This is a genomic window from Evtepia sp., assembly GCF_034090835.1.
Classification (GTDB): Bacteria; Bacillota; Clostridia; order Oscillospirales; family Oscillospiraceae; genus Evtepia.
In genome coordinates this window covers 17373-43908 of the sequence record NZ_JAXDRS010000031.1, presented here as the reverse complement: position 1 = coordinate 43908, position 26536 = coordinate 17373, and the positions used below count along the sequence as shown (strand labels likewise).

The 26536-nt window shown below is 61.0% G+C and carries 25 protein-coding genes and 1 riboswitch; of the genes, 6 read left to right on the top strand and 19 right to left on the bottom strand.

Going from position 1 to position 26536, the window contains the following annotated elements; translation table 11 throughout:
- The first annotated feature begins 383 nt into the window (after positions 1-383).
- The 3 genes from metA (at position 384) to SOR61_RS06190 (ending at position 4114) form a co-directional block, all read left to right on the top strand.
- Entirely contained in the window at positions 384-1307 is a 924-nt protein-coding gene (metA, locus tag SOR61_RS06200) for a homoserine O-succinyltransferase (RefSeq protein ID WP_320611802.1), read from the top strand.
- 1172 nt (positions 1308-2479) lie between these two features.
- Positions 2480-3595, top strand: coding sequence for a transglutaminase domain-containing protein (locus SOR61_RS06195; protein ID WP_320611801.1), 1116 nt, complete (start codon positions 2480-2482; stop codon positions 3593-3595).
- Positions 3596-3613: 18 nt separating this feature from the next.
- Positions 3614-4114, top strand: a complete 501-nt coding sequence (locus SOR61_RS06190) for a DUF4358 domain-containing protein (protein ID WP_320611800.1) — start codon at positions 3614-3616, stop codon at positions 4112-4114.
- A 97-nt stretch (positions 4115-4211) separates the two neighbouring features.
- On the opposite strand, the gene SOR61_RS06185 is transcribed toward SOR61_RS06190, so the two are convergent.
- The 19 genes from SOR61_RS06185 to SOR61_RS06095 form a co-directional block, all read right to left on the bottom strand.
- On the bottom strand, positions 4212-4946 hold the full coding sequence (locus tag SOR61_RS06185) for an MBL fold metallo-hydrolase (protein ID WP_320611799.1): 735 nt from the start codon (positions 4944-4946) through the stop codon (positions 4212-4214).
- A 3-nt stretch (positions 4947-4949) separates the two neighbouring features.
- Positions 4950-6317 (bottom strand): dihydrolipoyl dehydrogenase, encoded by a 1368-nt coding sequence (lpdA, locus tag SOR61_RS06180; protein ID WP_320611798.1) that lies wholly within the window; start codon positions 6315-6317, stop codon positions 4950-4952.
- 5 nt (positions 6318-6322) lie between these two features.
- The gene (locus SOR61_RS06175; RefSeq protein WP_320611797.1) at positions 6323-7306 is read right to left on the bottom strand and encodes a lipoate--protein ligase; all 984 of its coding nucleotides are present in this window, start codon (positions 7304-7306) and stop codon (positions 6323-6325) included.
- A gap of 27 nt (positions 7307-7333) precedes the next feature.
- Positions 7334-8773: an aminomethyl-transferring glycine dehydrogenase subunit GcvPB gene (gcvPB, locus tag SOR61_RS06170; protein WP_320611796.1), complete on the bottom strand. Its 1440-nt coding sequence runs from the start codon at positions 8771-8773 to the stop codon at positions 7334-7336.
- Positions 8770-10089: an aminomethyl-transferring glycine dehydrogenase subunit GcvPA gene (gcvPA, locus tag SOR61_RS06165; protein WP_320611795.1), complete on the bottom strand. Its 1320-nt coding sequence runs from the start codon at positions 10087-10089 to the stop codon at positions 8770-8772. The genes gcvPB and gcvPA overlap by 4 nt, the downstream gene beginning before the upstream one ends.
- 2 nt (positions 10090-10091) lie before the next feature.
- Entirely contained in the window at positions 10092-10469 is a 378-nt protein-coding gene (gcvH, locus tag SOR61_RS06160; protein ID WP_407066513.1) for a glycine cleavage system protein GcvH, read from the bottom strand.
- A 67-nt stretch (positions 10470-10536) separates the two neighbouring features.
- Positions 10537-11622: a glycine cleavage system aminomethyltransferase GcvT gene (gcvT, locus tag SOR61_RS06155; RefSeq protein ID WP_320611793.1), complete on the bottom strand. Its 1086-nt coding sequence runs from the start codon at positions 11620-11622 to the stop codon at positions 10537-10539.
- Between the two features lie 146 nt (positions 11623-11768).
- Positions 11769-11850, bottom strand: a riboswitch (glycine riboswitch).
- Positions 11851-12023: 173 nt separating this feature from the next.
- Positions 12024-12605 (bottom strand): TetR/AcrR family transcriptional regulator, encoded by a 582-nt coding sequence (locus SOR61_RS06150; protein ID WP_320611792.1) that lies wholly within the window; start codon positions 12603-12605, stop codon positions 12024-12026.
- Positions 12606-12654: 49 nt separating this feature from the next.
- Positions 12655-14283, bottom strand: a complete 1629-nt coding sequence (locus SOR61_RS06145; RefSeq protein WP_320611791.1) for an AMP-binding protein — start codon at positions 14281-14283, stop codon at positions 12655-12657.
- A 3-nt stretch (positions 14284-14286) separates the two neighbouring features.
- The gene (locus SOR61_RS06140) at positions 14287-15066 is read right to left on the bottom strand and encodes an acetyl-CoA carboxylase carboxyltransferase subunit alpha (RefSeq protein WP_407066512.1); all 780 of its coding nucleotides are present in this window, start codon (positions 15064-15066) and stop codon (positions 14287-14289) included.
- A 2-nt stretch (positions 15067-15068) separates the two neighbouring features.
- Entirely contained in the window at positions 15069-15875 is an 807-nt protein-coding gene (locus SOR61_RS06135; protein ID WP_320611789.1) for an acetyl-CoA carboxylase carboxyltransferase subunit beta, read from the bottom strand.
- A gap of 62 nt (positions 15876-15937) precedes the next feature.
- Positions 15938-17245 carry a biotin carboxylase N-terminal domain-containing protein gene (locus SOR61_RS06130; protein ID WP_320611788.1) on the bottom strand — a complete coding sequence of 436 codons (1308 nt, stop codon included), beginning with the start codon at positions 17243-17245 and terminating at the stop codon, positions 15938-15940.
- Positions 17227-17664 carry a 3-hydroxyacyl-ACP dehydratase FabZ family protein gene (locus tag SOR61_RS06125; RefSeq protein WP_320611787.1) on the bottom strand — a complete coding sequence of 146 codons (438 nt, stop codon included), beginning with the start codon at positions 17662-17664 and terminating at the stop codon, positions 17227-17229. Before SOR61_RS06125 ends, SOR61_RS06130 begins: the two co-directional genes overlap by 19 nt.
- A gap of 1 nt (position 17665) precedes the next feature.
- The gene (gene accB, locus SOR61_RS06120; protein WP_407066511.1) at positions 17666-18082 is read right to left on the bottom strand and encodes an acetyl-CoA carboxylase biotin carboxyl carrier protein; all 417 of its coding nucleotides are present in this window, start codon (positions 18080-18082) and stop codon (positions 17666-17668) included.
- Complete coding sequence (gene fabF / locus SOR61_RS06115) at positions 18079-19323, bottom strand: beta-ketoacyl-ACP synthase II (protein WP_320611786.1); 1245 nt, start codon at positions 19321-19323, stop codon at positions 18079-18081. The genes accB and fabF overlap by 4 nt, the downstream gene beginning before the upstream one ends.
- A 51-nt stretch (positions 19324-19374) precedes the next feature.
- On the bottom strand, positions 19375-20106 hold the full coding sequence (locus tag SOR61_RS06110) for a 3-oxoacyl-ACP reductase family protein (protein WP_320611785.1): 732 nt from the start codon (positions 20104-20106) through the stop codon (positions 19375-19377).
- On the bottom strand, positions 20100-21017 hold the full coding sequence (gene fabD / locus SOR61_RS06105) for an ACP S-malonyltransferase (RefSeq protein ID WP_320611784.1): 918 nt from the start codon (positions 21015-21017) through the stop codon (positions 20100-20102). Before fabD ends, SOR61_RS06110 begins: the two co-directional genes overlap by 7 nt.
- Positions 21005-21949: an enoyl-[acyl-carrier-protein] reductase FabK gene (gene fabK / locus SOR61_RS06100; RefSeq protein WP_320611783.1), complete on the bottom strand. Its 945-nt coding sequence runs from the start codon at positions 21947-21949 to the stop codon at positions 21005-21007. Before fabK ends, fabD begins: the two co-directional genes overlap by 13 nt.
- Positions 21946-22170, bottom strand: a complete 225-nt coding sequence (locus SOR61_RS06095) for an acyl carrier protein (protein ID WP_320611782.1) — start codon at positions 22168-22170, stop codon at positions 21946-21948. The genes fabK and SOR61_RS06095 overlap by 4 nt, the downstream gene beginning before the upstream one ends.
- 376 nt (positions 22171-22546) lie before the next feature.
- On the opposite strand from SOR61_RS06095, the gene vanG reads away from it, so the two are divergent.
- From vanG to vanT, 3 genes are read left to right on the top strand one after another with little or no spacing between them, the layout of a single operon-like run.
- Positions 22547-23599, top strand: a complete 1053-nt coding sequence (vanG, locus tag SOR61_RS06090; RefSeq protein ID WP_320611781.1) for a D-alanine--D-serine ligase VanG — start codon at positions 22547-22549, stop codon at positions 23597-23599.
- Positions 23596-24360 carry a D-alanyl-D-alanine carboxypeptidase family protein gene (locus tag SOR61_RS06085; RefSeq protein ID WP_320611780.1) on the top strand — a complete coding sequence of 255 codons (765 nt, stop codon included), beginning with the start codon at positions 23596-23598 and terminating at the stop codon, positions 24358-24360. Before vanG ends, SOR61_RS06085 begins: the two co-directional genes overlap by 4 nt.
- A complete protein-coding gene (vanT, locus tag SOR61_RS06080; protein WP_320611779.1) occupies positions 24353-26479 on the top strand; it encodes a serine racemase VanT catalytic subunit in 2127 nt (708 codons plus the stop codon). Before SOR61_RS06085 ends, vanT begins: the two co-directional genes overlap by 8 nt.
- Positions 26480-26536: the final 57 nt, after the last annotated feature.

Here is a 26536-nt window from a genome sequence, read left to right as displayed (position 1 = left end):
TACAAGGTGCACGCCGCTTTGTTTCGTCAGGCGTGAGTTGTATTTTAGCACAACTCTTGGAGCTTGTCAAGCACTTTTTTACTTGATTTTTTCCAGTTTTTCGCGCCTGTCGTTCGCGACAGCTTGGGTATAATACCACCCTTCTCCCCAGATGTCAAGCACTTTTTTCATATTTTTTCGAATTTTTTCCACATTTTCCGGACCCCTTCTGGAAAACGACAGTTCTTCCCCCTCACTTTTCCCATTTTTCCACACGGTTTTCCCCACATCACCTATTATATAAAAGACCTGCTGTTTTCAGCGGGAAAGGTTTGCGTTCCCGCAAAAACTATGGTATTTTAAGAACCAAGCAAACGCAATACTCTTATAAGGTAGGTTTTATTATGCCCATTAAAATCCCCGATTCCCTTCCCGCCAGAAAAACTCTGGAAGGAGAGAACATCTTTGTTATGACCGAGTACCGGGCCATCCACCAGGATATCCGCCCGCTGAAACTTTTGATCCTCAACCTGATGCCCACCAAGATCGTTACGGAGACTCAGCTGCTGCGAAAGTTTTCCAATACCCCCCTGCAAATCCAGGTGGAGCTGCTGCAAACTGTCAGCCATATCGCCCAAAACGTCGACCGCAGCCATCTGGAATCCTTCTACACTTCCTTTGAGGAGATCAAAGACAAGTATTATGATGGACTGGTCATCACCGGCGCCCCTGTGGAAAACCTGGACTTTGAGCAGGTGGACTACTGGGATGAGCTTTGCCAGATCATGGACTGGTCCAAAACCCACGTCCACTCCACCCTCCACATCTGCTGGGGCGCCCAGGCCGGTCTCTATTATCACTACGGCGTGCCCAAGTACTCCCTGAAGGAAAAGCTCTTCGGCGTCTTTGACCACAGCGTCTTAAAGCCCTCTTCCCCCCTCTTCCGGGGATTTGACGACCGCTTCTACGCCCCCCACTCCCGATACACAGAGGTGCTGGCCGAGGACATCCGAGCCGTCCCCGATCTGGAGATCCTGGCCGTTTCCGAGGAAGCCGGCGTTTTTGCTGTGAAAACCGAGGACAGCCGCCAGTTCTTCTTCCTGGGCCACCTGGAATACGACCGCAACACCCTGGCCCTGGAATACCAGAGAGATGTGGACAAGGGGATCAAGATCCAGGTCCCCCAGCATTACTTCCCCGGCGACGACCCCACCCAGCCCCCCATCGTCCGGTGGCGCTCCGCAGGCCAGCTCATCTACACCAACTGGCTCAACTACTACGTCTATCAGACCACCCCTTACGATCTCACCGACCTGCAAAAGCCCTGATCCTCCCGCCCTGCGTACCCACGGTGCGCAGGGCGATTTTCAAAAATTTCTTATGACATTTTCCCTATTTCCTATTGACATGCCGCCCCTTTTATTGTATACTTTAGCCAGAGCCAAGGAAGAATCACTTCCACTACTCTCTGTCCCGTTCGTCGGGTCGGATGATAAAAGAAAGGTAAGGTGAGTCCCATGGGCAGCGCGATTTTCCACCAGAGAGCATGGGCTCCACTCCTCTTTGGCAATTGGTAACAGGATCTCCCTGATGGCACAGTCCCTGTTCCTTGCTGACAGCAAAGGCTGACTCCTTGTGGATGCTCATTATTTCTCTCTGGGACCTGTCATTTCTCTTGAATAAAACTGAACATCGTTACAGTTGAATATGTGATCGTTAATCCAAACGGAACAGAAGAAAGATTGATTGTGATACACTTTATTGTAAGAAAGCCTCCTTTGTAATGCATTCGTTATGAATTCAGAAGGAATTTTTCGTCACAACCACCGGTTTGTATCCTGCGGATAGACAGGGTGATCCCCTTTCTTTCCACGGCAAGCCGTTCCCTTGATCGGAAGATCATTATTGTGTTGTTTCCTGCGCAGTGTAGCTGTGGCTTTGCACAAGGATAGCTGGAAACAGCAGCAGTCAGGGGGTGGATAGAAGGAGAAGGATCTTTGGGTCCTTGGTCCTGTGATACGACGTAAATTCTGTCGCTTTTTACAAGTTTGTGGCACCTCTCTTGCAGAGAGATGCGTTTACGATATCATATCTTAATTTCCTCGTGTACCCCTGTCCCAAGTACGGACAGGAGAACGGAAGACAGTGAAAGCAGAAAGAGTTTTTGGTTTTGCGTCTCTGTTTATGGTCTATAGGAAGGATTCTGTGTGAGATTGACGGATGTCCATTCTAAAAAAGAATCGGGCAGTATCAAGTGCTTTGTGTCTTAATGTGGGCAATTCGGACGGTTCGTCCGGGTTGCCCACGTTTTTTCTTTTCATAGCAGCTTCTGCTTGGATCCCATTTTTTTGCAGGCCGCCTTGCCCTTCATATCCCCTTTCTTAAATCTCCTTCATCTCTCTTAACTTTCTCTTAATTCCATTGACAAATCCTCACCAATTCTCTATAGTTTCCACACCAAAGGAAATCCTACACCCTATGAAATGACGAGGTAACAGCCATGATGAAAGAAAAGAAATGGATGTATGGACTTCTGGCCGTTCTGCTTGTGGCGGTCTTGATCTCTGCAGGCGCCAGCCTTTTTACCGTCAGAGCGGTCCAGCAAATGCAGGCAGCACAAAGCGAAAAAAATGAGACCACCGAGGACAATGTCCCGATCATGGACGGCACCTATACCATCGTCTCCACCCGTCCCATCTCGGACGCCTACCAGTCCGGCCAGACCGGCAACCTGGACAGCAAACAGAAGGAAATCCTCTCTATGGCTTCCGATGTTCTGTCCTCCCTCCTGAAAGACGGCATGAGCGACTATGAAAAGGAAAAAGCCGTTTACGACTGGATGACGGCCAATCTCCGCTATGACAGCGGCGCACTTCAAGTGATCCCCGACACCCAGGAGGACGCAGACAACCCCTACGGCGCCCTGAAATATCACAACGCCGTCTGCGTAGGATATGCAACCACCTTCCGTCTTTTCATGCAAATGATGAACATCGAATGCATGGTAGTCCACAACACGGAGGAGTACCACACCTGGAACCTGGTCAAGCTGGGGGACGACTGGTATCACGTGGACGTATACTCTGACCAGAACGGCGGAAACTACGCCAGCTTTAACCTGAACGACCAGCAGATGCACCAGCAGATGATGAGCTGGGATCTGTCGTTCTTCCCCGCCGCCACCGGCACCCAGTATAACTACGCCTTCCAGAACAAACAGGATGTGGACTCCATCTATGCCATCCCTGGCCTGATCCGTAAGGCAGCCGATCAGAAAACTCCTATGCTCTCTCTGAAGCTCTCTTCCCTGGATGACCAGCAGCTCCAGGCCACCCAGGCCCTGCTCAACGGCGTGGACGTTGCCCTCTCCGAGACCGAAGCCTACGCCCATCTGTCCGTCCAGCGGAGCTGGCTCCCCCTGGGCAGCAACGATTATCTGCTGGCCCTGTACCTGAGCTATCCCCAGGAGGACGACCCGGAGTTCCCCTCCACCCTGACTCAGGAAGAATTGGAAAAAGGCTGCCAGTCCATCAACGACGCCTTCGGCACCCACCTGGACTGGACCAACCTGAGCAGCGACCCCGTGGAAGACCCCTTTGACACCATGGGGATGTAAGAAAGGAGGTCCTTTCCTATGAAACGTTTCCGTATCCTTACAGGGGGACTGGCCCTGCTTCTGGTCCTTCTCCTGTCTGCCTGCGACACCGCCGCCCCGGCGGCAAGCCGGAAGACAGTGGATCTGCCCACCTTGCAGGCTTCCATGCTGGAAGCCGCCCCCTCCCTGCCGGATATGATCTCCGTGACCGGAGGGCTCCCCGATTCCAAGCGGGCCTTCTCTTACCTCTCGGATTTTCCCTATGAAAAGGTGGAAAACTTTCTCCTCTCCTATGCCACCGCCGGGACCGCCGACGAGATCGCCGTGATCTCCGTCAAAAACCCGGCGGACGCAGAAGCCGCAGCCGACAGTCTCCGCACCCATCTCAACAACCGGAAGGCCCTTTTCCGCCAATATAAACCGGAAGAGGCCGCCCGGGCTGAGCAGGGACTGGTCTTTACCAAGGACCAATATGCGGTCCTCATTATCTGCGGTGACAGCCAGGCGGTCAAATCCGCCTTTGAGGCAGCGGTCACCTGAGCTTTCTTCTTCGTGATCTCCGTGTGGATCCCTTTCCTCCCCATAGAAATGGCCCCCAAGGCAGAGATGCTCTGCCTTGGGGGCCATTCATTTTCTTTTACGTGGGTTCATTTCCAGACAGCAGCCGCCGGTCTACCAGAAAAACCGACCGGGCGCTGCCCTCTTTATAGAGGCTCCGGCAAACTTTGGGGCCATACGGGCCCTCCTCTTGGGGTGGTTCTTCCATAAAACGGAGCCAATGCCGCCGGTGGACCTCCACCATCCTCCTGAGATACGGCCGGGGACTGTGGCTGGAGAGGTACCGGTCAAAGGGCAGGGTAAGACTTTCCTCTAAGGTCTGCCCAAGCCGGGCCAGGGTATCGGTCTCCTGCCCCAGCATGAGCAGGGTGGGGTTCAGGCCATCCCCTGCCAGCAGCAGGCGCTCCTCTTCCAGCAGGAGTCCCATAGAGCCTCGGGTGTGCCCCGCCAGGGACACCACCCGTCCGTGGAGCCCGCCCAGGTCAAACACCAGGCCCGGTTCCAGGGGCTCGATGGCGTAGGCAGGTTCTCTCTGGCTGGTCAGAAAGGCCTGGGCCTCCAGGAGATACCAGTCCGCCGGATGGGCGTACACCACCGGAAAGCGATGGTTTCCCCCGATGTGGTCACTGTGCCCGTGGCTGTTCAGCACCAGACAGGGAAGGTCTGTATGGGCCCGGACAAAGGCGGGAAGATCTCCTTTCTCCTGTCCCGTGTCCCACAAAATCGCCTGGGTCTCTCCCACCACCAGGGTGCAATAGTCCCGGTAATCCTCTTCCATGTGCCAAACCCGTGGGGTGATCGCCGCAGCCTGCATCCCTTACTCCGACCGCAGCCCTTCCGCTGCGCCGTACACCATCTCGCAGAAGGTGGGGTGGGGATGGATCACCGAGGACACCTGGTCGGCGGTGAGTCCCTTCTGGATGGCCAGCGCCAGCTCACCCACCAGGTCGGTGGCACGGGGGCACACCAGCTGGGCCCCCAGCAGACGGCCGCTGGCCCCGTCGGTGACCAGCTTCACATAGCCGCTTTCCGTCCCTTCAATGAGGCACTTTCCGTTGGCACCGGTAAGGTATTTCCCGGTTTTCACCGAGAAGCCAGCTTCCTTTGCCTCTCCTTCGGTGCAGCCCACGGAAGCCACTTCCGGCACTGTATAGACACAGCTGGGCACCACCGACAGGTCCAGAGGGAGCGGCTTACCCAGAATGGCGGCCACTGCGTTCTCTCCCTGGGCCGCTGCCACATGGGCCAGCTGGATGTTCCGGGCCTTGGCGTCTCCGATGACGTACACATGGGGCAGGCTGGTCCGACCTGCTTCGTCGCCCACAATGGCCCCTCGTTCCAGTTCCAGAGAGATTCCCTCGCCCAGAAGGCCCTCCAGATTGGCCTTGCGGCCTGCCGCAGCCAGGACCCCTTCCGCCGTCACGGTCTGCTCCTGGCCTTTCTTGTCCAGATAGGTCACGGTGACTGCGCCGGGCTGACCTTCGATCCGCTGCACCTGGGACTTGGGCAGGATCTCTGCCCCCCGTTTTTTCAGCACCATGGTCAGCCGCTGGGCGATCTCTTTGTCCATAAAGGGCAGGATGTGGTCGGCGGCTTCCAGCACCGTCACCTGGCAGCCCAGGGACAGGTAGATGGAAGCGCACTCAATTCCTACCACGCCGCCGCCGATGATGACCAGAGAGGAAAAATCCTTTCCTTCCCCTTCCAGCAGGTCGCGGCTGTTATAGACCCCCGGCCCATCAATGCCGGGGATGGGGGGATAGGACACCTGAGAGCCGGTGGCCAGGATGATATCCTTTGCCTCATAGGTCTCGCCGTTGCAGGTAAGGACGCCCTCCCCCTGCAAGACCGCAGTCCCTTTCACCACAGTCACCTTGCTGCTCTTCATGAGCTTCTCCACCCCCTGGCGGAGCGACTCCACTACCTTGTCTTTTCTCCGGTGCATGGCGGCGAAGTCATAGTTCACCTGGGGCACCTCAATGCCCAGTTCTCCCGCCGCCTGGATGGCCGCGTAGGTCTCCGCACTGTGCAGCAGGGCTTTCGTGGGCATACATCCCCGGTTCAGGCAGGTGCCGCCCAGGTCTTCCTTCTCAAAGAGGACCACCTGGAGCCCCGCCTTGGCGGCCTTTTCCGCGGCGGTATAACCGCCCGGTCCGCCCCCAACAATGGCAAGATCATAGTTCATACCGTTCATTCCTCCATCAACAGGGACAGAATCCCCTGGGTCATTTCTTCCGTGTTTCCCGGCTCCGCCCCAAGGCGGGCCCGAATGGCCCCCGCCTCACGGGGGCAACCCCGGAGCAGGGTGGGGACCCGGCTGAGGTAATCCCCTTCCAGTCCGTCTGACCACAGGGCCAGTTCCTGGATCACCCCGTCCCGGCAGGTGTAGTCCAGGCGCAGGGTCCCCCAGTCAAACCGGGCCTCCCGGCTGTGGTCCAGGGGCATCTCCTCCCCATAGGTCCAGACCGGGTTGGCGAACCGGGCGTGGCAGGTGTACAGCATCTCCTGGTCCACCTCTCCCCGGCCCAGCTGGGTCACCGGCAGACCGTACACCTGGGAAAAGGCCTCCGTGAGCGCCTGCTTCAGCATGGAAATGGTCAGATCCGGCCGATAGTCCCGCAGGTTCACCACCCGGGAGCGCACCGACTGCACCCCCTTGGCCTGGAGCTTCAGAGGGGAGACGTTCAGATACCGCTCCAGAGGGGTCAGGTCCACCTCCACCATGAGGGTGCCGTGGTGATAGCACTGGTCCCCTGCCCGGTAATATGCGTGGCCGGAAAACTTTCCCCCGTCCAGGGTCAGGTCGTTGCGGCCGTTTTTCTCTCCGCGCATCCCCAGCGCCTGCACCGCCCGGAGAATCACCTCGGTCTGCTTCTCCACATCGTAGTCCTTCCAGTGGGTCAGAAAGGTGAAGTTCAGGTTCCCCAGGTCGTGGTAAACCGCGCCACCACCAGACAGACGGCGGACAAGATGTCCGCCGTCTGCTTCCAGTGTTTGGATGCGGCACTCGTTGGCTGCGTGTTGGTTCCGTCCGATCACCACCGTGCGCTGGTTCTGCCACAGGTAGAGGATACACTGGCCGGGCTGCACGGTCCGCAGCAGCACTTCTTCCATGGCCAGATTCCAGCGGGGATCGGTCTCTTCCGTGATCACAACAGAAAGGGTTCGGAGCATGGCAGTCCTCCTGTGTCGCAAAATCGTTTATTCGTTCTCAAAGGAATAGCGAAGGATGGGAGACCGGGCTGCGGTCACTTCGTCCGGACGGCCCACCGGGCAGTCATGGGGGGCGTGATGCAGGCTCTCCGGGTCGGCGTGGGCCTCGTCCAGGATCCGCAGGAATACCTCCGCTGCCTCGTCCAGGGTCTCGGGGCTCTCGGTCTCCGTGGGCTCCACCATGAGGGCCTCATGGACGATGAGGGGGAAGTACATGGTGGGCGGATGGATGCCGAAGTCCAGAAGTCGCTTGGCCACGTCCATGGCGGTAACGCCGGTCTCCTTGGCCAGGCCCTGGAGGGTCATGACGAACTCATGCATACAAATGGTATTGTAGGACATGTCATAGCCGGGCATGAGCTTTCTCATAAGGTAGTTGGCATTGAGCACGGCACCGGCAGAGGCCTCCGGGATGCCTTCCTTGCCCAGCGTCAGGATGTAGACCAGGGCACGGAGGGTCACCAGGAAGTTGCCGTAGAAGCTGCGCACCTGGCCCATGGTCTGCTCCGGGGTGTAGAAGGTATAGGTCCCGTTCTCCTCCTTCACCCGGGGGGCGGGGAGGAAAGGTTCCAGGAAGGCCTTGCAGCCCACCGGTCCGCTGCCGGGACCGCCGCCGCCGTGGGGCGCGGCAAAGGTCTTGTGGAGGTTCAGGTGGACACAGTCAAATCCCATGTCGCCCGGCCGCACCTGACCCATAACGGCGTTCAGGTTGGCGCCGTCGTAGTAGCACAGGCCGCCGGCGTCGTGGACGATCTGGGTGATCTCCAAAATATTGGGATCAAAGAGACCCACGGTGTTGGGGTTGGTGAGCATCAAGCCAGCGGTGTCCGGACCCACGGCCTTCCGCAGAGCGTCCAGGTCCACGCAGCCCTGGTCGTTGGAGGGGATGGACACCACCTTGAACCCTGCCATGGTGGCAGAGGCGGGGTTGGTGCCGTGGGCGGCGTCGGGCACGATGATCTTGTTCCGGGCCAGGTCCCCCCGGGCCTTATGGTAGCACCGGATGAGAAGCAGACCGGTGTATTCCCCGTGGGCGCCGGCGGCGGGCTGGAAGCTCATGCCGTCCATGCCGGTGATCTCGCACAGGAGTTTTTCCGCCAGGAAGAGAGCTTCCATGGCGCCCTGCACCGTGGACTCCGGCTGGAGGGGGTGCAGCTGGGTGAACCCAGGCTGGGCCGCCACTTCTTCGTCCACTCTGGGATTGTACTTCATGGTGCAGGAACCCAGGGGATAGAACCCATCGTTCACCCCGTGGGTCTGCTTGGCCAGCTCAGTATAGTGCCGGCCCAAATCTACCTCGGCGATCTCCGGCAGCCGGGGCGCAGCACCCCGCAGCAGGGCGGAGTCAAACGCCGGGACCGGCACATCACAGGGGGGCAGCAGGGTAGTGCCCCGTCCGGGCCGGCTGCGCTCAAACAACAGTTTCATTTTCCGCACACCTCCCCAAGCACTGCGATCAGGTGATCAATGTCGCTGCGGCTGTTCAGCTCCGTGCAGCACCACAGGATGCCGCCGTCCACCGGCAGGCCGCCCAGAATGCCCCGCTCCTCCAGGGCCGCGCACAGGGCCTCGGGCTTTATGGGGCAGTCGGTCACAAACTCATGGAAGAAGGGTTTGTCGCCCAGGCGCAGAGAGAACCCGGGCAGCTTGGCCAGTTCGTCGGCCAGGTAGTGGGCGTGGGCGGCGGAGCTCTCCGCTGCCTGCCGCAGGCCCCCGGGACCCATGGCAGCCAGATAGACCGAAGCAGTCATGGCGCACAGGGCCTGGTTGGAGCAGATGTTGGAGGACGCCTTCTCCCGGCGGATATGCTGCTCTCTGGCCTGCAAGGTCAGAACATAGCACCGGCGGCCCTGAGCGTCCTTGGTCTCACCCACGATCCGGCCGGGCAGCTTTCGCATCATGGCCTGTTTACAGGTCATAAAGCCCAGGTAAGGCCCGCCGAAGGACAGGGGCATACCCAGAGGCTGGCCCTCGCCCACGGCGATGTCCACCCCGTACTCCCCGGGGGTCTTGAGCAGGCCCAGGGAAATGGGGTTCACCCCCATGATGACCTTTGCACCTGCCGCATGGGCGTCGGCGACCACCGGCTCCACATCCTCCATGACCCCGTAGTAGTTGGGGCTCTGGATATAGACCGCAGCGGTCTCTCCGGTGAGGGCTTCCTTCATGGCCTGGACGTCAGTGGCATAGTCCTTGGCGGGCACCACCACCACAGGGACATCCCGGCTCTCGCAATAGGTTTTAATCACCGTAATGGTCTGGGGATCGGCTGCGCCGGACACCACCACGGTGCTGCGCTTTCTCTCCTGGCACATGAACACCGCTTCTGCTGCGGCCACGGCCCCGTCATACACCGAGGCGTTGGATACATCCATGCCGGTGAGCTCGCACATCTGGGTCTGGTACTCAAAGATGGACTGCAGGACGCCCTGGCTGATCTCCGCCTGATAGGGGGTGTAGGCCGTCAGGAACTCTTCCTTGCTGGTCACGGTTTTTACAATGGGCGGGATAAAGTGGCGATACGCCCCGGCGCCCCGGAACACGCTCCGGAACACCCGGTTTTTCTCTGCCATGGCGGTGCCCTTCTGAAGCACTTCCATCTGACTCATGCCCTCCGGCAGGTCCAGGCTCTTCACCCGCACCTGTTCGGGCACCACGTCATACAGCTGATCCAGAGAGGTCAGGCCGATGGCTTCCAGCATTTTTTGCCGCTCTTCCCGGGTAGAGGGAATGTAGCTGCCCATACTTATGCCTCCTCTGCCGCAACGACAGCTTCGTAGCCCTCTGCATCCAGCAGTTCCTCGGTGGCGCTCACGTCAGACACCTTGATGAGCCATGCCTCGTAGGGAGCCTCATTGACCTGAGCAGGATCGTCCAGAAGCGCTTCGTTCACGGCGGTCACGGTGCCGGTCACAGGGCTGAACACGTCGGAAACCGCTTTCACGGACTCCACGTCGGAGAAAGGCTCTCCGGCGGTGACTTCGTCGCCCTCTTCCGGCAGGTTGATGAACACAATGTCACCCAGGGCGTCCTGGGCATAGTCGGTCAGGCCGATGGTAAAGACTCCATCCTCTTCCTGGATCCACTCGTGGGACTTGGTGTACTTCAGTTCAGCAGGGATCATAGACATAGCGATATTCCTCCAAAATATGATTATTTTTCACGCAAAGCGTATCGGTTTTCCGTTCTGCTTACCCTCTCTTATAGAAGGGCAGGGGGATGATCTCCGCGCCGACCCGGCGGCCCCGGACGTCTGCCTCCACCACAGTGCCCACGGCGGCGTGGTCTGCGTCCACCAGGGCCATGGCCACTGCCTGATCCAGGAAGGGGCAGAAGGTGCCGGAGGTGGAGTGGCCGAACTTCTCCTGTCCAACATAGATGTCCTGATGCTCCCGGATGATGCCGCGTCCGGTGACCTTCAGGCCCACCCGGACCCGCTTGGGTGCCCCGGCAGCGGTCAGCGCATCCTTTCCGATGAATTCTTCCTTGCCCAGCTTCACGCCGAAGTCCAGCCCTGCTTCCAGGGGGGTGATGGTCTCATCCATCTCGTGGCCGTACAGGGGCATGGCAGCCTCCAGGCGCAGGGTGTCCCGGGCGCCCAGGCCGCAAGGGATGAGGCCGAACTCCTCGCCGGCTTCCCGCAGCAGCTTCCACAGCTTGGGGCCATTTTCGCTGGCGGTGTAGATCTCATAGCCCAGTTCCCCGGTGTAGCCGGTGCGGGAGATCATGCACTCCATCCCGCCCAGGGTCACCCGGGGCAGGGCAGTGTAGTATCCCTTGGGGATCTGATCTTCCGGCAGAAGCTTTTTCAGAATATCCGGTGCCTTGGGGCCCTGGAGAGCCAGCTGGGCCACCGTGTCGGAGATGTCCTCCGCCTTGGTGCCCGGCAGCAGATTCTGCACCATGTGGGCGTAGTCCTTTTCCCGGTTGGAGGCGTTCACCACCACCAGGTAGGCCTCTTCCCCAAACTTATACACCACCAGATCGTCAATGGTGCCGCCCTGGGCATTGCACATGACCCCGTAGCGCACCTTGTTGACTGCCATATTGGTGTAGTCGTTGGTCAGCAGATGGTTCAGGGTGGCCAGCGCCGTGGGGCCGGTAAAGAGGATCTCACCCATGTGGGAGACATCAAAGAGTCCCGCCTGCTGGCGCACCGCCATGTGTTCCTTGATGACGCCGGTCCCATACTGCACCGGCAGAAGATAGCCTGCGAAGGGGACAATCTTGCCCCCCTCCTCTACGTGGATGTCATACAGAGGGGTTTTCCGTTCCATAACGCTCGCTCCTTTTCACCATACTATATGAAAATAGAGGCGCAGTGTTTGAATCCATGCCAAACTCTGCGCCTCCGTACCTGAACCTGAAAGTTTCTCCGCTTGCGCGGGTTGCCTCTTCGGTGCGATTCCGCTCTCCGGAGTCTCGTCAAAAACCGGTCCCTTTTGCCTGAGAGTTTTCGCTTGCCCCTTCGGCTCCGCCTGGGCGGTATCTCCCGGTTTTCTCATCCGACGATATCAACTTGTCCTTCCTGCCTGCTTCCAGGCAAAACATAGAACTTATAGGTTCATTATAGTAACCCTGTTCTCCCCTGTCAATCTTCTTTTTTCCTCTTTTATCCAGATGCCCTCTCCGGGATCAAATCCCGGAGAGGGCATCTGGTCTGCGCAGGCAGGGCTGGTCACGGCAAGTCAAACTCCCGGTCGATGCTGCTGCGCACGATGGTAACGGTTTTTTCTTGGTACGGCAGTTCCCCGTTGTCAAACATCAGGGCCGCACCGAAGATCAGGGCCCGGATCACATAGATCTTCCGCTGCAGGGTCTCCTCGTCCATGCCGGATTCCTCCTGATAGCAGCGGATGAGCTTCTGGGTGGGGCTGCTCAGCTCCCCCCGCATCCGGTGATAAACGTTGTCAAACTCGTCGTCCTTCAGCATCAGAATGGAGCGGAAATGGGGGTGCTCCACCAAAAAGCGCACATACGCCACGCTGATCTCCACGATCTGCCGTCGGGTGTTCCCCTCGTAGGTCTGGAGGATCTCCCGCTGATGGGTGTGCCACTGGGCGTTGACGTACTCAATGACCGCCGCAATGAATTCCTTCCGATTGCCGAAATGCTTGTAAGGGGCGCCGCAGGATACCCCGCAGGCGTCTGCGATCCTCCGCATGGAAAACCCTGTGATCCCATACTGATTGATCTCCCGGATGCCTGCTTCCACCAGTTCTTCCCGCTTGTTGCCCCGACGCTTGGTTCCCTCTGCCATCATCCTTCCTCCTGCCTCTTGCGTTCTCCGGCGGATGCGCAGCCTGTGGTCATCCTCTCAGCGCGCCCTTTCGGACCTTTCCGCTGATGGTCTTGGGCAGGTCAGAGACGAACCGGATGGTTCGAATCCACTTGTACTCCGCCATCTTCCCGTTGGCAAAGGAGCGAATCTCCTGCTCCATCTCCCGGGTGGGGGCGTACCCCGGCGACAGCACGATCACCGCCTGAATGGCCTGCCCCCGCAGCGGGTCCGGTTCTCCGATCACGCTGCACTCCAGCACCGCCGGGTGCTCCATGAGAACCTGTTCCACCTCAAAGGGGCCGACACGAAATCCACCGGTTTTTATTATATCATCAAACCGGCCGTGAAACCAGTAGGTTCCCTTCTCGTCTTTCCAGGCAGCGTCGCCCGTGTGATACACACCGCCGCGCCACACCTCCTGGTACCGCTGCCGGTCCCCCAGGTACTCCATAAATACCCCCACCGGGCGCTCTCCCTTTCGGGGGCGGACCACCACTTCGCCGATCTCTCCCACCTCTGCCAGGCTCCCGTCCGGCCGATGCAGCTCCACCTGGTACAAAGGGGAAGGAACCCCCATGGCCCCCTCTTCCGGGGGGATGCCCCGGAAATTTGCCAGGAGCAGCGCCGTCTCGGTCTGGCCGTAGCCCTCTCGCACCGCAAGGCCCGTGCTCTCCCGAAAGGCGCGGAACACCTCGGGATGCAGCTTTTCCCCTGCGGTGGAGGCGTGCTCCAGGGAGGGCATGGGCGGGACCCCCTTCTTTACCAGGTAACGGTACACCGTGGGGGGCGCACAGAAGGAGGTCACCTGATACCGGTTGATGATCCCGGCCAGCTGCTTGGGGTCGAAGGTGTCAAAATCATAGACCATCACCCCGCAGCCCGCCAGCCACTGGCCGTAAATCTTCCCCCAGGAGGCCTTGCCCCACCCAGTCTCTGCCACGGTGAAGTGCAGCCCCCCTTCCCGGACTTGCTGCCAGAACACAGCCGTCACAATATGGGCCAGGGGATAGGTGAAGTCATGCACCACCCCTTTGGGCTGTCCGGTGGTCCCGGAGGTAAAATAGAGCAGCATGGGGTCCTTGGCCCTGGTCTCCTGCCGGGCCAGGACAGAGGGCTGCCCCTCCATGGCCTGGGTCAGATTTTGAAAGTCCGGCCATTCCTGCTCCACCGTAAACAGCCGGCAGGGCAGGCCGGTGTCCTCCACGGCCTCCTGCACCCGTTGGGGCACCCCATTCTGCGGCGTACACACCACCGCAGACACCTGGGCACAGGCCATCCGGTAGGCAAAGTCCTCCCGGGTGAGCATATGGGGCACGGGAATGAGCACCGCCCCGATCTTATGCAGGGCTACCGCCACGAACCAGTAGGAAAGATGCCGCTTCAGCGCAACCATCACCCGGTCCCCCCGGCCGATCCCCGCCGACAAAAAAACATGAGCCGCCTGGTTGCTCAGGCGGCTCATCTCTTCAAAGGAAACCGTCCGTTCCCGGTCTTCACTGCCCCGCCAGACCAGCGCCCGGTCTGTGGGGGTCTCCCGGGCCAGTACATCCACTACGTCATACCCAAAGTTAAAGTCCGGGGGATATACCAGCTCCATGCTTTGAAGCCGCCCCGCTGGGTCCACGGTCTCCCGGCAATAGCGTTTATACAGCTGCATGGGTCACGCCTCCTCAAAGCGGCCAAAGGAACGAAACCGCTGGTAGCGTTCCTCCAGCAGGCTGGGGTTCTCATCCAGCTCCTGGAACTGCCGGTACAGCTTCTCCCGCAGGGCCCGGTAGAACCCCGGCTGCCCCAGGTCCCGCTCGGGCACAATGGTCTCGATGACCCCCAAAGCCTGGGCATCCCGGGCAGTGAGTTTCAGGTGCCGGGCGGCCTCTGCCGCCTTGGCCGAGTCCTTCCACAGAATGCTGGCGCAGCCCTCCGGGGAGATCACCGAGTACACTGCATTCTCCAGCATCCAGACCCGGTCCGCCACCGAGAGGGCCAGGGCGCCGCCGCTGCCCCCTTCTCCAATGAGCACCGTGACAACGGGGGTATTCAGGGTCATCATCTCCATGAGGCACTCCCCAATGGCCTGACCCTGGCCCCGCTCTTCTGCTCCCACACCGCAGTAGGCTCCGGAGGTGTCCACAAAACACAGCACCGGTCGGCGGAATTTTTCCGCCTGCTTCATGAGCCGCAGGGCCTTCCGATAGCCTTCCGGGTGGGGTGCGCCGAAGGTGCGGGCCATCCGCTCCCGGGCGCTGTGTCCCTTTTCAATGGCGATCACTGTGACCGGCCGGCCCTTCAGCCGTCCGATGCCGCCCACCACAGCGCCGTCGTCTCCATACCGGCGGTCTCCGTGGAGCTCCATGAACTCCTCCACGATCCCTTCGATATAGTCCAGCCCTGTGGGCCGCTTGTTATCCCGGGCCAGACGGACCCGGTCATACGCCTGTATACTCAAGGGTTCTCCCCTCCTTGGTGCAGTCTGAGCAGGGAGGCGATGGTCTCCCGCTGGGTACGGCGGGGCACGATGGCATCCACAAACCCGTGCTCCATGAGAAACTCTGCCCGCTGAAAGCCTTTGGGCAGCGGCCGCCGGGTGGTCTGCTCCACCACCCGCGCGCCTGCAAAGCCGATGGTCGCCCCCGGCTCAGCCAGGATGATGTCCCCTTCCAGGGCAAAGCTGGCGGTCACGCCACCGGTGGTGGGATCGGTCAGCACCGTGAGGTAAAAGAGCCCTCCGTCGCTGTGCCGCTTCACCGCCCCGCTGGTCTTGGCCATCTGCATGAGGGATAAGAGGCCCTCCTGCATCCGCGCCCCGCCGGACACGGTATAGCCCACCACCGGCAGGCCATGGGCCAAGGCGTATTCAAAGAGAAGGGTGACCTTCTCCCCCACTGCGGTTCCCATGCTCCCCATCATGAAATAGGGCTCCATCACAAAGAGGCAGCAAGGCTCCCCGCCAATGGTGGCGGTGCCGCAGAGAACGGCTTCCCGCTCCCGGCTGGCTGCCCGCACCGTCTCCACCTTCTCCCGGTAGCCGGGAAAGTCCAGGGGGTCCTTCCCCTCCACCTGGGAAAACAGCTCGGTAAAGCTCTCCGGGTCCGTCAGGAAACGAATCCGCTGCCGGGCACTCATCCGAAAGTGATAGCCGCAGCCACAGGTATTCTCCTGGGCCCAGAGACGGCTGAGGGGAATGGTTTTATGACAGTTGGGACAGGTCTTTTCCGGTTCGCTGGCATCCTCCTGGACCAGAGCTGCCATGCGTCCCCCCTTCTCCAACTCGTTTTTGGGTTTATGCCGAAAGGTCAAAAAGGCCAATCGTCTCACCTGCCTTCCATGAACGTCAGGTCGTACTCCCCGCTCATAAACCGGGGATCGCCTACCAGCTCCAGCTGCTCGGCGATGTTGGTCTCGATGCCGTCGATCACCAACTCGCACAGCGCCGCTTTCATCTTTCGCACCGCTTCCTCCCGGGTCCCTGCGTAGACGATGAGCTTGCCCAGCAGGGAGTCGTAGTAGGGGAAAACGGACACCCCCTGTATTAAATAGGTATCAAACCGGACAAAGGGACCGCCGGGCACATGGAGGGTCTCCAGCCGCCCGGGGGACAGAGCATTGATCCGGCACTCCAGACACGCTCCCGTCAGAGAGACGCTCTGCTGGGCAAAGTTCAGGGGAACCCCGGCCGCTGCACGGATCTGCCACTTCACCAGGTCCACCTTGGTGAGCATCTCGGTGACTCCATGCTCCACCTGGAGCCGGACATTCATCTCCATGAACCAGAACCGTCCGTCCCGGTCCAGCAAAAACTCCAGGGTGCCCACGCCCACATAGCCCACGCTCTTCACTGCCTGGGCGGTCAGGGCCATGAGCTTCTTCCGCTGGGCCCGGCTCACCGCCGGGGAGGGGGACTCCTCAATGAGCTTCTGGTGACGGCGCTGGATGGAGCAGTCCCGCTCCCCCAGGCACACCACGTTCCCCGCCTCGTCGGCCAGGACCTGCACCTCAATGTGCCGGGCGGGGTAGACGCACTTTTCCATGTACACCGAACCGTCCCCAAAGGCCGCCTCCCCTTCCGCTACTGCCAGAGAAAAGGCTGCCGTCATTTCGCCCGGGGCCTGCACCATGCGAATCCCACGGCCGCCGCCGCCGGCGCTGGCTTTCAGCATCACGGGATAGCCGATTCTGGCCGCTTCCGTCAAGGCCTCCTGGGGGCCGGACAGGGCCTGGGTGCCGGGAATCACATCCAGGCCGCCCTGGGCCATTTTCTGTTTCATCTCCGCCTTGTCGCTGAGCGCCTCCATGTTCTCCGGAGAGGGACCGATGAATACCAGTCCATTCTTCCGGCAGAGGGCAGCAAACTGGGGGTTCTCCGACAGAAAGCCATAGCCCGGGTGGACCGCCTGAGCCCCCGCCGCCAAGGCGGTGGCCACCAGCCGCTCCTGGTTGAGATAGCTCTCCCCCGGGGCGGGGCCGCCCACGCAGTAGCTCTCGTCGGCCAGGGCCACGTGAAGGGCGTCCTGGTCCGCCTGGGAGTACACCGCCACGGTTTCAATGCCCATCTCCTTGCAGGCCCGGATGATCCGCACGGCGATCTCTCCCCGGTTGGCAATCAGGATCTTTGAGAACATAAGTCACGCTCCGTCACGGCAAAGGAGAACTCCGCCTTTACGCAGAGCGTCTCCCCCACGTAGCCCGATCCTTCCGCAAAGTAAAAGGGCGGCTTGGCCCGGGTGATCCGGCACCGGGTCTGTACGGTGTCGCCAGGGAGGACCGGCGCCCGGAACCGCACGTTTTTCATACTGGTGTACATGGGGATGCACCCCTCCGGAATGGCATCCTTCAACAGGATGCACACCGACTGGGCCAGGATCTCGCAGAGAATAACCCCGGGCACCACCGGCGCGCCGGGGAAGTGGCCCTGCAAGAACCACTCGTCTCCCCGCACCCGATACTTGCCCAGGGCCACATCCTCTTCCCGGTCCAGTTCGTCCAGCAGGAGCATATTGTCCCGATGGGGCAAAATTTCCTTGATCGTTTCCTGTGTCATATTAGGACCCTTTCATTCGGAACAGAGGACAGCCGTAGTCCACCACCTGGCCGTTGGCAGCGCAGATCTCGGTGATCTCTCCGTCCTGTTCCGCCGTAATTTCGTTCATAAGTTTCATCGCCTCTACAATGCAGAGGGTCTGTCCCTTCCGGACCACATCCCCCACCTTTACAAAGGGGTCGGCGTCTTCCGCCGGGGCCGCGTAGAACACCCCCACCATGGGAGAGGTCACCACGGTTCCCCGGTCTTCCAACGGGGCCGGCTCCTCCGGCAGGGGAACGGTGGTCACCGGAGCGGCGGCGGGAGCCGCCGGGGTGCGCTCCAGGCGCACCACCCGGTCGTTCTCCGTCACTTCCAGTCCGGTGAGACCCAGCTCCTGCATGAGAATGGCGTACTTTCTGATCTCTGCGTCGTTCATACCTTCACCTTTCGGAAGGCCAGGCAGGCGTTATGGCCGCCAAAGCCCAGGGAGTTGGACAGGGCCAGATCCAGGTCGGTACGGATGGCCTGGTTGGCCACATAGTTGAGGTCGCACTCCGGGTCCGGGTCCAGCAGATGAATGGTGGGGGGCAGAATGCCCTCGTTCAGGGCCTTCAGGCAGGCCAGGGCCTCAATGGCACCCGCTGCGCCCAGCATATGGCCGGTCATGGACTTGGTGGAGCTCATGTAGGCCTTGTAGGCCTCCTCACCCAGCGCCTGCTTCACCACGCCGGTCTCCATCACGTCGTTCATGGGAGTGCCGGTGCCGTGGGCGTTAATGTACACGGTCTCGCCGGGACGATAGCCTGCCTCCTCCAGAGCCAGGGTAATGGCCCGGGCGCCGGTGGTCCCGTCGGGACGGGGGGCGGTAATGTGGAAGGCATCGCAGGTGGCGCCATAGCCGCACACCTCGCCGTAAATCTTGGCGCCCCGCTTCACGGCGTGCTCATACTCCTCCAGCACCAGGGCTGCAGCTCCTTCGCCGATGACGAAGCCGCCGCGGCGGCGGTCAAAGGGCAGGCAGGCAGCCTCCGGGTCCTCGGACACCGACAGGGCCTGCATGTTGATAAAGCCTGCGATGCCGCACTGGGAAATGGCAGCCTCAGCGCCGCCGGAGATCACTGCGTCAGCATAGCCGTGGCGGATAGCCCGCACTGCCTCGCCGATGGCGTTGGTACCGGAAGCGCAGGCGGTCACTGCGGGAATGGCCGCACCCTGGCAGTTGAACCGAATGGCGATCATCCCTGCGGCCATGTTGGCAATGAGCATGGGGATGAAGTAGGGGGAGACCCGCTTGGGGCCCCGGGCCAGCAGCTTGTTGTGCTCCTCGGTAAAGGTGCGGATGCCGCCGATACCGGAGCCGAAGTACACCGCCACCCGCTCGGGGGGCAGGGTACCGATGACGCCGCTCTCCTCCACCGCCTGGCAGGCGGCAGCCAGCCCGTACTGGGCAAACCGGTCGCTGCGCAGCATGTCGGTTTTGTCCATATAAGCCCGGGGATCAAAGTCCTTGACCTCCGCGGCGATCTTCGTCTTATAGTCTGTGGTATCAAACAGGGTGATGGGGCCAATGCCGTGCACCCCGGAAATCAGGTTATTCCAGCAGGTGTCCACGTCGTTGCCCACGGGGCTGATGACCCCCAGGCCGGTGACCACCACTCTGCGCATGGTCTGTTCCATTGTTTGGTCCTTTCCCGGGAGCCATTCGCTCCCTGTCTTGGTGATAAGGTCTTACATGGCAAGGCCGCCGTCGATCCGCAGCACCTCGCCGGTGATGTAGCCGGCCTGAGCCAGGAAGGCCACCGCCTCCGCTACCTCTTCCGGCCGTCCGATCCGGCCCAGGGGGACCGCCGACAGCACGCCGCTGTCCGCTGCCAGGTCCCGGGTCATATCCGTCTCAATAAAGCCCGGTGCCACTGCGTTGCAGGTGATCCCCTTGGGGGCCAGTTCCTTGGCCACCGACTTGGTCAGTCCAATGAGCCCCGCCTTGGAGGCTGCATAGTTGGCCTGCCCCGGGTTGCCCATCAGGCCGGACACCGACGCCATGTTGATGATGGCCCCCTGCTTTTTCCGCAGGAAGATACCGGTGCAGTGGCGAATCATATGAAAGGCTCCGGTGAGGTTCACGTCCAGCACCCGGCGGAAGTTCTCTTCCTTCATCATGGCCACCAGGCCGTCCTGGGTGATGCCGGCGTTGTTGACCAGAATGTCCACAGTACCGAAGTCCTTCTTGATCTGGGCCACTGTGTCCTTTGCCTGGTCAAAGTCCGCTACGTCGCAGCGGTAGGCCTGGGCCTTGACCCAATGGGTCTGGGCGCACTCGGCGCACAGAGCCTCTGCCAGCTCCTGGTTCCCGCTGTAGATCACCGCGGTATCTGCCCCCAGAGATGCCAGCTTCCGCACCACAGCAGCCCCGATGCCCCGGGACCCGCCGGTCACGATCGCAACCTTTCCCTTCAGCATCCCTTGACCTCCTCTTTGATCCGTTCCAGATCCTCCAGGCTGTCCAGAGAGAAGGTGCGGACCTCCTTGCTGATCTTCTCAATGAGACCGCACAGGGTCCGTCCGGGGCCGATCTCCACGAAGGTGTCCGCCCCGGCGGCGATCATGTTCTCTACGATGGTCTGCCACCGCACAGGGGAGGCGATCTGCCGGGCCAGCAGGTCCTTGCTGTCCCCTTCGTACACCTGTCCGGTGCAGTTGGAGTAGAGGGGGATGGCCGGCTCTGCCAGGGTGCAGTCCTCCAGCACCTGGGCAAAGCCCTGAGAGGCAGAGGCCATAAAGGGAGAGTGGAACCCGCCCCGCACCTTCAGGGGAAGGGCCCGGCCGCCCGCCGCCTTGACCGCAGCGGAGAGATCTTTCAGGTCCTCCTGGCGGCAGGCTACGGACACCTGGCCGGGGCAGTTATAGTTCACAGGATAGGCCTGGGAAAACCCGGCGCACACCTCTTCCACCGCCTGGTTGGACAGGCGCAGCACCGCCGCCATGGCGGTGGGCTGGGCCTCGGCCGCTTCCTGCATCAGTTCGCCCCGGCGGCGCACCAGACGGAATCCGTCCGCAAAGTTCACTGCCTGGGTGTAGGTCAGGGCAGCGATCTCACCCAGAGAGAAGCCCGCTGCCATATCGGCCCGGATCCCGGCTTCCTCCAGGGCGGCGGCTGCCGCCATCTCTACGGCAAACATGCAGGGCTGGGTGTTTTTCGTCTCCCGCAGCTCCTCTTCGGTCCCCTGGAAGCACTGCTGAGAGGTACCCGGCCGCAGTTCGTCCGCCTGGTCAAAGACCCGGGCGGCAGCCCCAGACGCCTGGGCCAGGGCCTGGCCCATCCCCGGGTACTGGGCGCCCTGTCCGGCAAACACAAAGGCTATCTTACCCATTTCATGGCTCCTTTCAGAAGGGGCTCTGCCCCCTCTATCACGTCCCGGACGATCTCCGCCGCCGGTTCTTCCTTTTTCACCAGGGCAGCGATCTGGCCGGACAGGAAGCAGCCATCTTCCATGCTGCCGTCCTCTACCGCCCGGCGCAGAGCGCCGGCGCCCATGGCCTCCAGAGTCTCGTCGTCCACCCCGCCGTACTCCGCCTTGGCGTAGTTCCGGGCGAAGGGGGTGCGGAGGCTGCGCACCGGGTGGCCCAGCCGCTTGCCAGTCACCATGGTGCACAGGTCTTTGGCTTTCAAAATCTTTTCCTTGTAGTCGGGATGGATGCTGCACTCCACCGCGCTGAGGAACCGGGTGCCCATCTGCACCCCGCAGGCCCCCAGCATGAAGGCGGCAGCCACCCCACGGCCGTCGGCAATGCCGCCGGCGGCGATCACCGGCAGGGTGGTGGCGTCACACACCTGGGGAACCAGCACCATGGTGGTGAGCTCTCCCACGTGGCCACCGCTCTCCCCGCCTTCGGCGATGAGGGCGCTGGCGCCCAGCCGGGTCATGAGTTTGGCCATGGCCACCGAGGCCACCACAGGGATCACCTTGACTCCGGCTTCCTTCCACATGGCCATGTACTGGGAGGGGTTGCCTGCGCCGGTGGTCACCACTGCCACCTGCTCCTCCGCGATCACCTGGGCTACTTCCCCCGCAAAGGGGCTCATGAGCATCACGTTGACGCCGAATGGCTTCTTGGTCAGCGCCTTGGCCGTCCGGATCTCCTGCCGCACGTAGTCTGCCGGTGCGTTGCCTGCGGCAATGATGCCCAGGCCGCCTCCCTCAGAGACAGCGGCAGCCAGCTTGCCGTCGGCGATCCAGGCCATGCCACCCTGCAAAACCGGGTACTCGATCCCCAGCAGGTCACATAAGGGTGTGCGGATCATGCCTGCTGCTTCTTCTCGATGAAGGCGACCAGGTCACCCACGGTCTCCACCTTCTGGTCCAGCTCGATCTCCATGCCGATCTTATCTTCCAGGTTCATGAGCAGCTCCACGGTGTCCAGGGAGTCGATGCCCAGGTCGCGGAAGGTGCTCTCTGCCTTGATTTCGGATACGTCCTTTTCTACGCGCTCTGCGATGAGCTCTGCAACTGCTTCAAATACCATGATCAAATGACCTCCATATAACATTTGGTTGTTCTCTGTATTAGTTAGTAATCACTGATTACTTTGGCTATGTATAAACCTCTTTTCCTTCTTTGTCAAGACGCCGCTTCCATTATTCACACTTTGTTCATATTTTTGTTTTTGGCTTTTCCACAGAAGAAAAGGGCGAGAAAAAATTCAATTTTTCTTAATGATTTTTAATCAATATGCAACTTTTCTTAAGGATTCTGCAAACCATCCTTAAAACAATTTCGCTTTTTTTCTGCTAAAATAGAGGCAATTTCAAGGGTTTTTCGTCCGTTTTCCCGTCATTTATCTTCCTCTCTGAGGAACTGTGACTGGATGACGATTCCTGACGGATTCCAGGAGGTCTCTTATGAAAAAACATACTGTTGCTGTTTTCTTCGGCGGCCGCTCGCCGGAATATACCGTTTCCCTTCAGTCGGCCTACTCTGTGCTGACCAACCTCAGTCCCCAGCAGTATCAGGTCGTCCCGGTGGGCATCACCAGACGAGGGCAGTGGTTCCTGTACAACGGGCCCTTTGACTGGCTTCTGGATGACTCCTGGCACAGCGATACCGCCTCCCTCACCCCCGCTATGATCTCTCCCGACCCCGAAGTCCACGGCCTGCTGGTCCTCTCCCCAGAGGGCACCCGCACCATTCCCCTGGACTGCGCCCTGCCGGTCCTCCACGGAAAAAACGGCGAGGACGGCACGGTACAGGGTCTGCTGGAGCTGGCAGACATCCCCATCGCCGGGTGCGGCACCCTGGCCTCTGCCCTCTGCATGGACAAGGACCGGGCCCACAAGCTGGCCGCCATGGCCGGGGTGCTGGTCCCCCGCTCCCTGGTGCTCTCCGCCTGGGACGACCGGACCAGGGCCGCAGCATGGGCAGACAAAGCCGGATTCCCCCTCTTTGTAAAACCGGTCAAGGCCGGGTCCTCCTACGGCATCACCAAGGTGTCCGACCCCCAGGGGCTTCCCGATGCCATCGCCCATGCCTTCGCCTACGACGACCAGGTGGTGCTGGAAGAGGCCATTGACGGCTTCGAGGTGGGCTGCGCCGTCATGGGGACCCAGGAGCTGATCGTAGGGGAGATCGACGAGATCGAGCTCTCCAGCGGCTTCTTCGACTTCACCGAAAAGTACACCCTCAAAACCTCGGCCATCCACGTTCCTGCCCGGGTGGATGAGGGCACTGCCCGCACCGTCAAAGAGACCGCCCAAACCATCTACCGGGCCCTGGGCTGCGCCGGCTTTGCCCGGGTGGACCTCTTCCTCACCCGGGAGGGGGAACTGTACTTCAACGAGGTCAACACCATCCCCGGCTTCACCGAGCACAGCCGCTTTCCCGGCATGATGAAGGCCGCCGGTTACACCTTCCCCCAGATTCTGGACACCATCATAAGGCAGGCGATGGACCAATGACCCCCCTCTGTCTGCCGGAGGAAGCCCGGTTTTCCGGCCCTCTCATTCTGGTCAATCCCGCCTATCCCTACCGCTCCCCTGCGCCTGTCTCCCTGACCCCGGTGCCGGAGGAACCCTCCTCCGTTCTGCTGGCCCGGGAGGCGGCCCAGGCCCTGAACGACTTTATCGCCTCTCTGGGTGGCTGGGCCTCTTTCATCCCCGTAAGCGGCTGGCGGTCCCAGCAGGAGCAGCAGACCATCTGGGATGACTCCCTCCGGGACAACGGCCTGGCCTTCACCCAGACCTACGTGGCCCTGCCCGGTCACAGCGAACACCAGACCGGCCTGGCCATCGACCTGGGGTATGGTCAGGAACCGGTGGATTTCATCCGCCCCGCCTTCCCCTATGCGGGGATTTGCCAGGCCTTCCGGGAGACCATGGCCCGCTACGGCTTTATCCAGCGCTATCCGTCGGAAAAGGAAACCATCACCGGCATCGGCCACGAGCCCTGGCACTTTCGATATGTGGGGACCCCTCACGCCCAACGCATTCAGGAGATGGGGATCACCCTGGAGGAATACCTGGATTGGATTCGGGCCTACCCCTGGGAAGTCCGCCCCTATGAGGGGGTAGCAGAGGGCCAGCTCTTCCGCATTTCCTTCCGGCCAGCTGCCTCCGACGGTCCCACGGTGATTCTTCCCCACCCCGGCTGGTCCTGCACGGTCTCGGGCAACAACATCGACGGGTTCCTGATCACGGAATGGAGGCAGAACCATGGCTGATTCCCGCACCACCTACGGGGGCCTGGATGTCTTCAAGCTCATTGCCGCCTTTCTGGTGGTGGCCATCCACATTTCGCCCCTGACCACCTACACCCCCATGGGGGACTTTCTTCTCACCCGTGTCCTTGCCCGGGTGGCGGTCCCCTTCTTCTTTATGGTCACCGGACAGTTCGTGCTGGGCCCCTATCTCTTGGGGAGATCCTCCTTCCCCCCAGTGGCCAAAGCCCTGAAAAAGCTCCTGCTGCTCTATGCCTTCGCCATCCTTCTCTACCTCCCCATCGGCCTGTACGCAGGGCACTATCAGGATCTCTCTCCCCTGTCCCTCTTCCGTCTGCTGGTCTTTGACGGTACCTTTTATCATCTCTGGTACTTCCCTGGCTGCATCCTGGGCATCCTGGTGCTCTGCCTGCTGAGAAAGCTCCTGCCCCGGAAGGGTCTCCCCGTCGCCGTTCTCCTCCTGTACGCCGTCGCCCTGCTGGGGGACAGTTATTATGGCTTCACCGCCCAACTGCCCGGGCTGGCCGCTGCTTATGACCTGGGCTTCCAGCTGTACAGCTATACCCGAAACGGCCTGTTCATGGCGCCCCTCTTCCTGTGGATGGGGGCAGTTCTGGGGCAACGGCCCCACCCTCTCCCCCTTCGAAAATACAAGATAGGGCTGGCCCTTGCCCTTCTCGCCATGGCAGCGGAAGGGCTGCTGCTTCACCACTTCCAGATGCAGCGCCACGACAGCATGTACCTGATGCTGCCGGTGGTGATGGGGCTGCTCTATCCCCTGCTTCTTTCTTGGAACCCCAAACCCTCTCCCCTCTGCCGCACCCTCTCCACCTGGATCTATGTGCTCCACCCGGCCATGCTGGTGGTTCTGCGGGGCGGGGCCAAGGTCACCGGATGCACCGATTGGGTCATCGGCAACAGCTTGGTGCAATATTTAGGGGTATGCCTGCTGTCCCTGCTGGCCGCCCTGGCGGTCGCCTTCCTTCTGTACCGCCTCCGTCCCCCCGCTCCAGCCTCCCAGGCCAGAGCCTGGATCACCCTGGATCGGGACGCTTTGGCCCACAACGTCTCCACCCTGCAAGCCCTGCTGCCCAAGCACACCCGCCTGATGCCCGCCGTCAAAGCCAACGCCTACGGCCACGGCGGACCTCAGATCGCCAGAGAACTCAACCGTCTGGGCATCCACGCCTTCTGCGTGGCCTGCGCAGGGGAAGGGGTCCAGCTGCGTAAGGCGGGGGTGAAGGGGGAGATCCTTGTCCTGGGTTACACCCATCCCTCTCAGGTCCCCCTGCTGCGCCGGTATCACCTGACCCAGACTGTAGTCGACCTGTCCTACGCCCAGGAGCTGGCCCATTACGGTAAACCCCTCCATGTCCACGTGGCGGTGGACACAGGAATGCACCGGCTGGGGGAGGATGTGCATCATCTGGACGCCATCTGTTCCATCTTCTCTCTCAAATCCCTCCGCATCGACGGGATCTTTACCCATCTCTCCCGGGCTGACTCCAGAGCCCCCCAGGACATCGCCTTTACTGAGGCCCAGGCTGATTCCTTTTCCCGGCTGCGGGACGCCCTGGCAGAGCGTGGCATCCCCTGTCCTCCCTACCATCTGCTGGCCAGCGCCGGGATGCTCCACTATCCTCATCTGGGGGGAGCCTTCGCCCGGCCGGGGCTGGCCCTTTACGGAATCACCGAAGCCCAGGAAACGTCCCCCCTCTCGCTGCGGCCTGTGCTCTCTCTGCGCGCCCGGGTGGCTGCCGTAAAGCCCCTGGCCCAAGGGGAATCCGCCGGATACGGCCGGGCCTTTGTGGCGCCCCATCCCATGCGCATCGCGGTCCTCACCATCGGGTACGGAGACGGCCTGCCCCGCTCCCTGGGCCTGCAGGGGGGCTGGGTCCTCCTCCACGGGCACAGGGCCCCCATTCTGGGGCAGCTGTGCATGGACCAAACCATTGTAGATGTCACCCATCTGCCCCAGACCGCCCCCGGCGACAGCGCCGTTCTCATTGGCAGAGACGGAGAGGAAACCCTCTCTGTCTCGACCCTGGCCCAGCAGACCGGCACCATCCCCAACGAACTGCTCAGCCGCCTGAGCCCACGGCTGGAACGCAGGATAACATAAAAATACATCATATAATATCTGTCACCCTGCAAAGCCCCCTTGCAGACGGACCTCTTG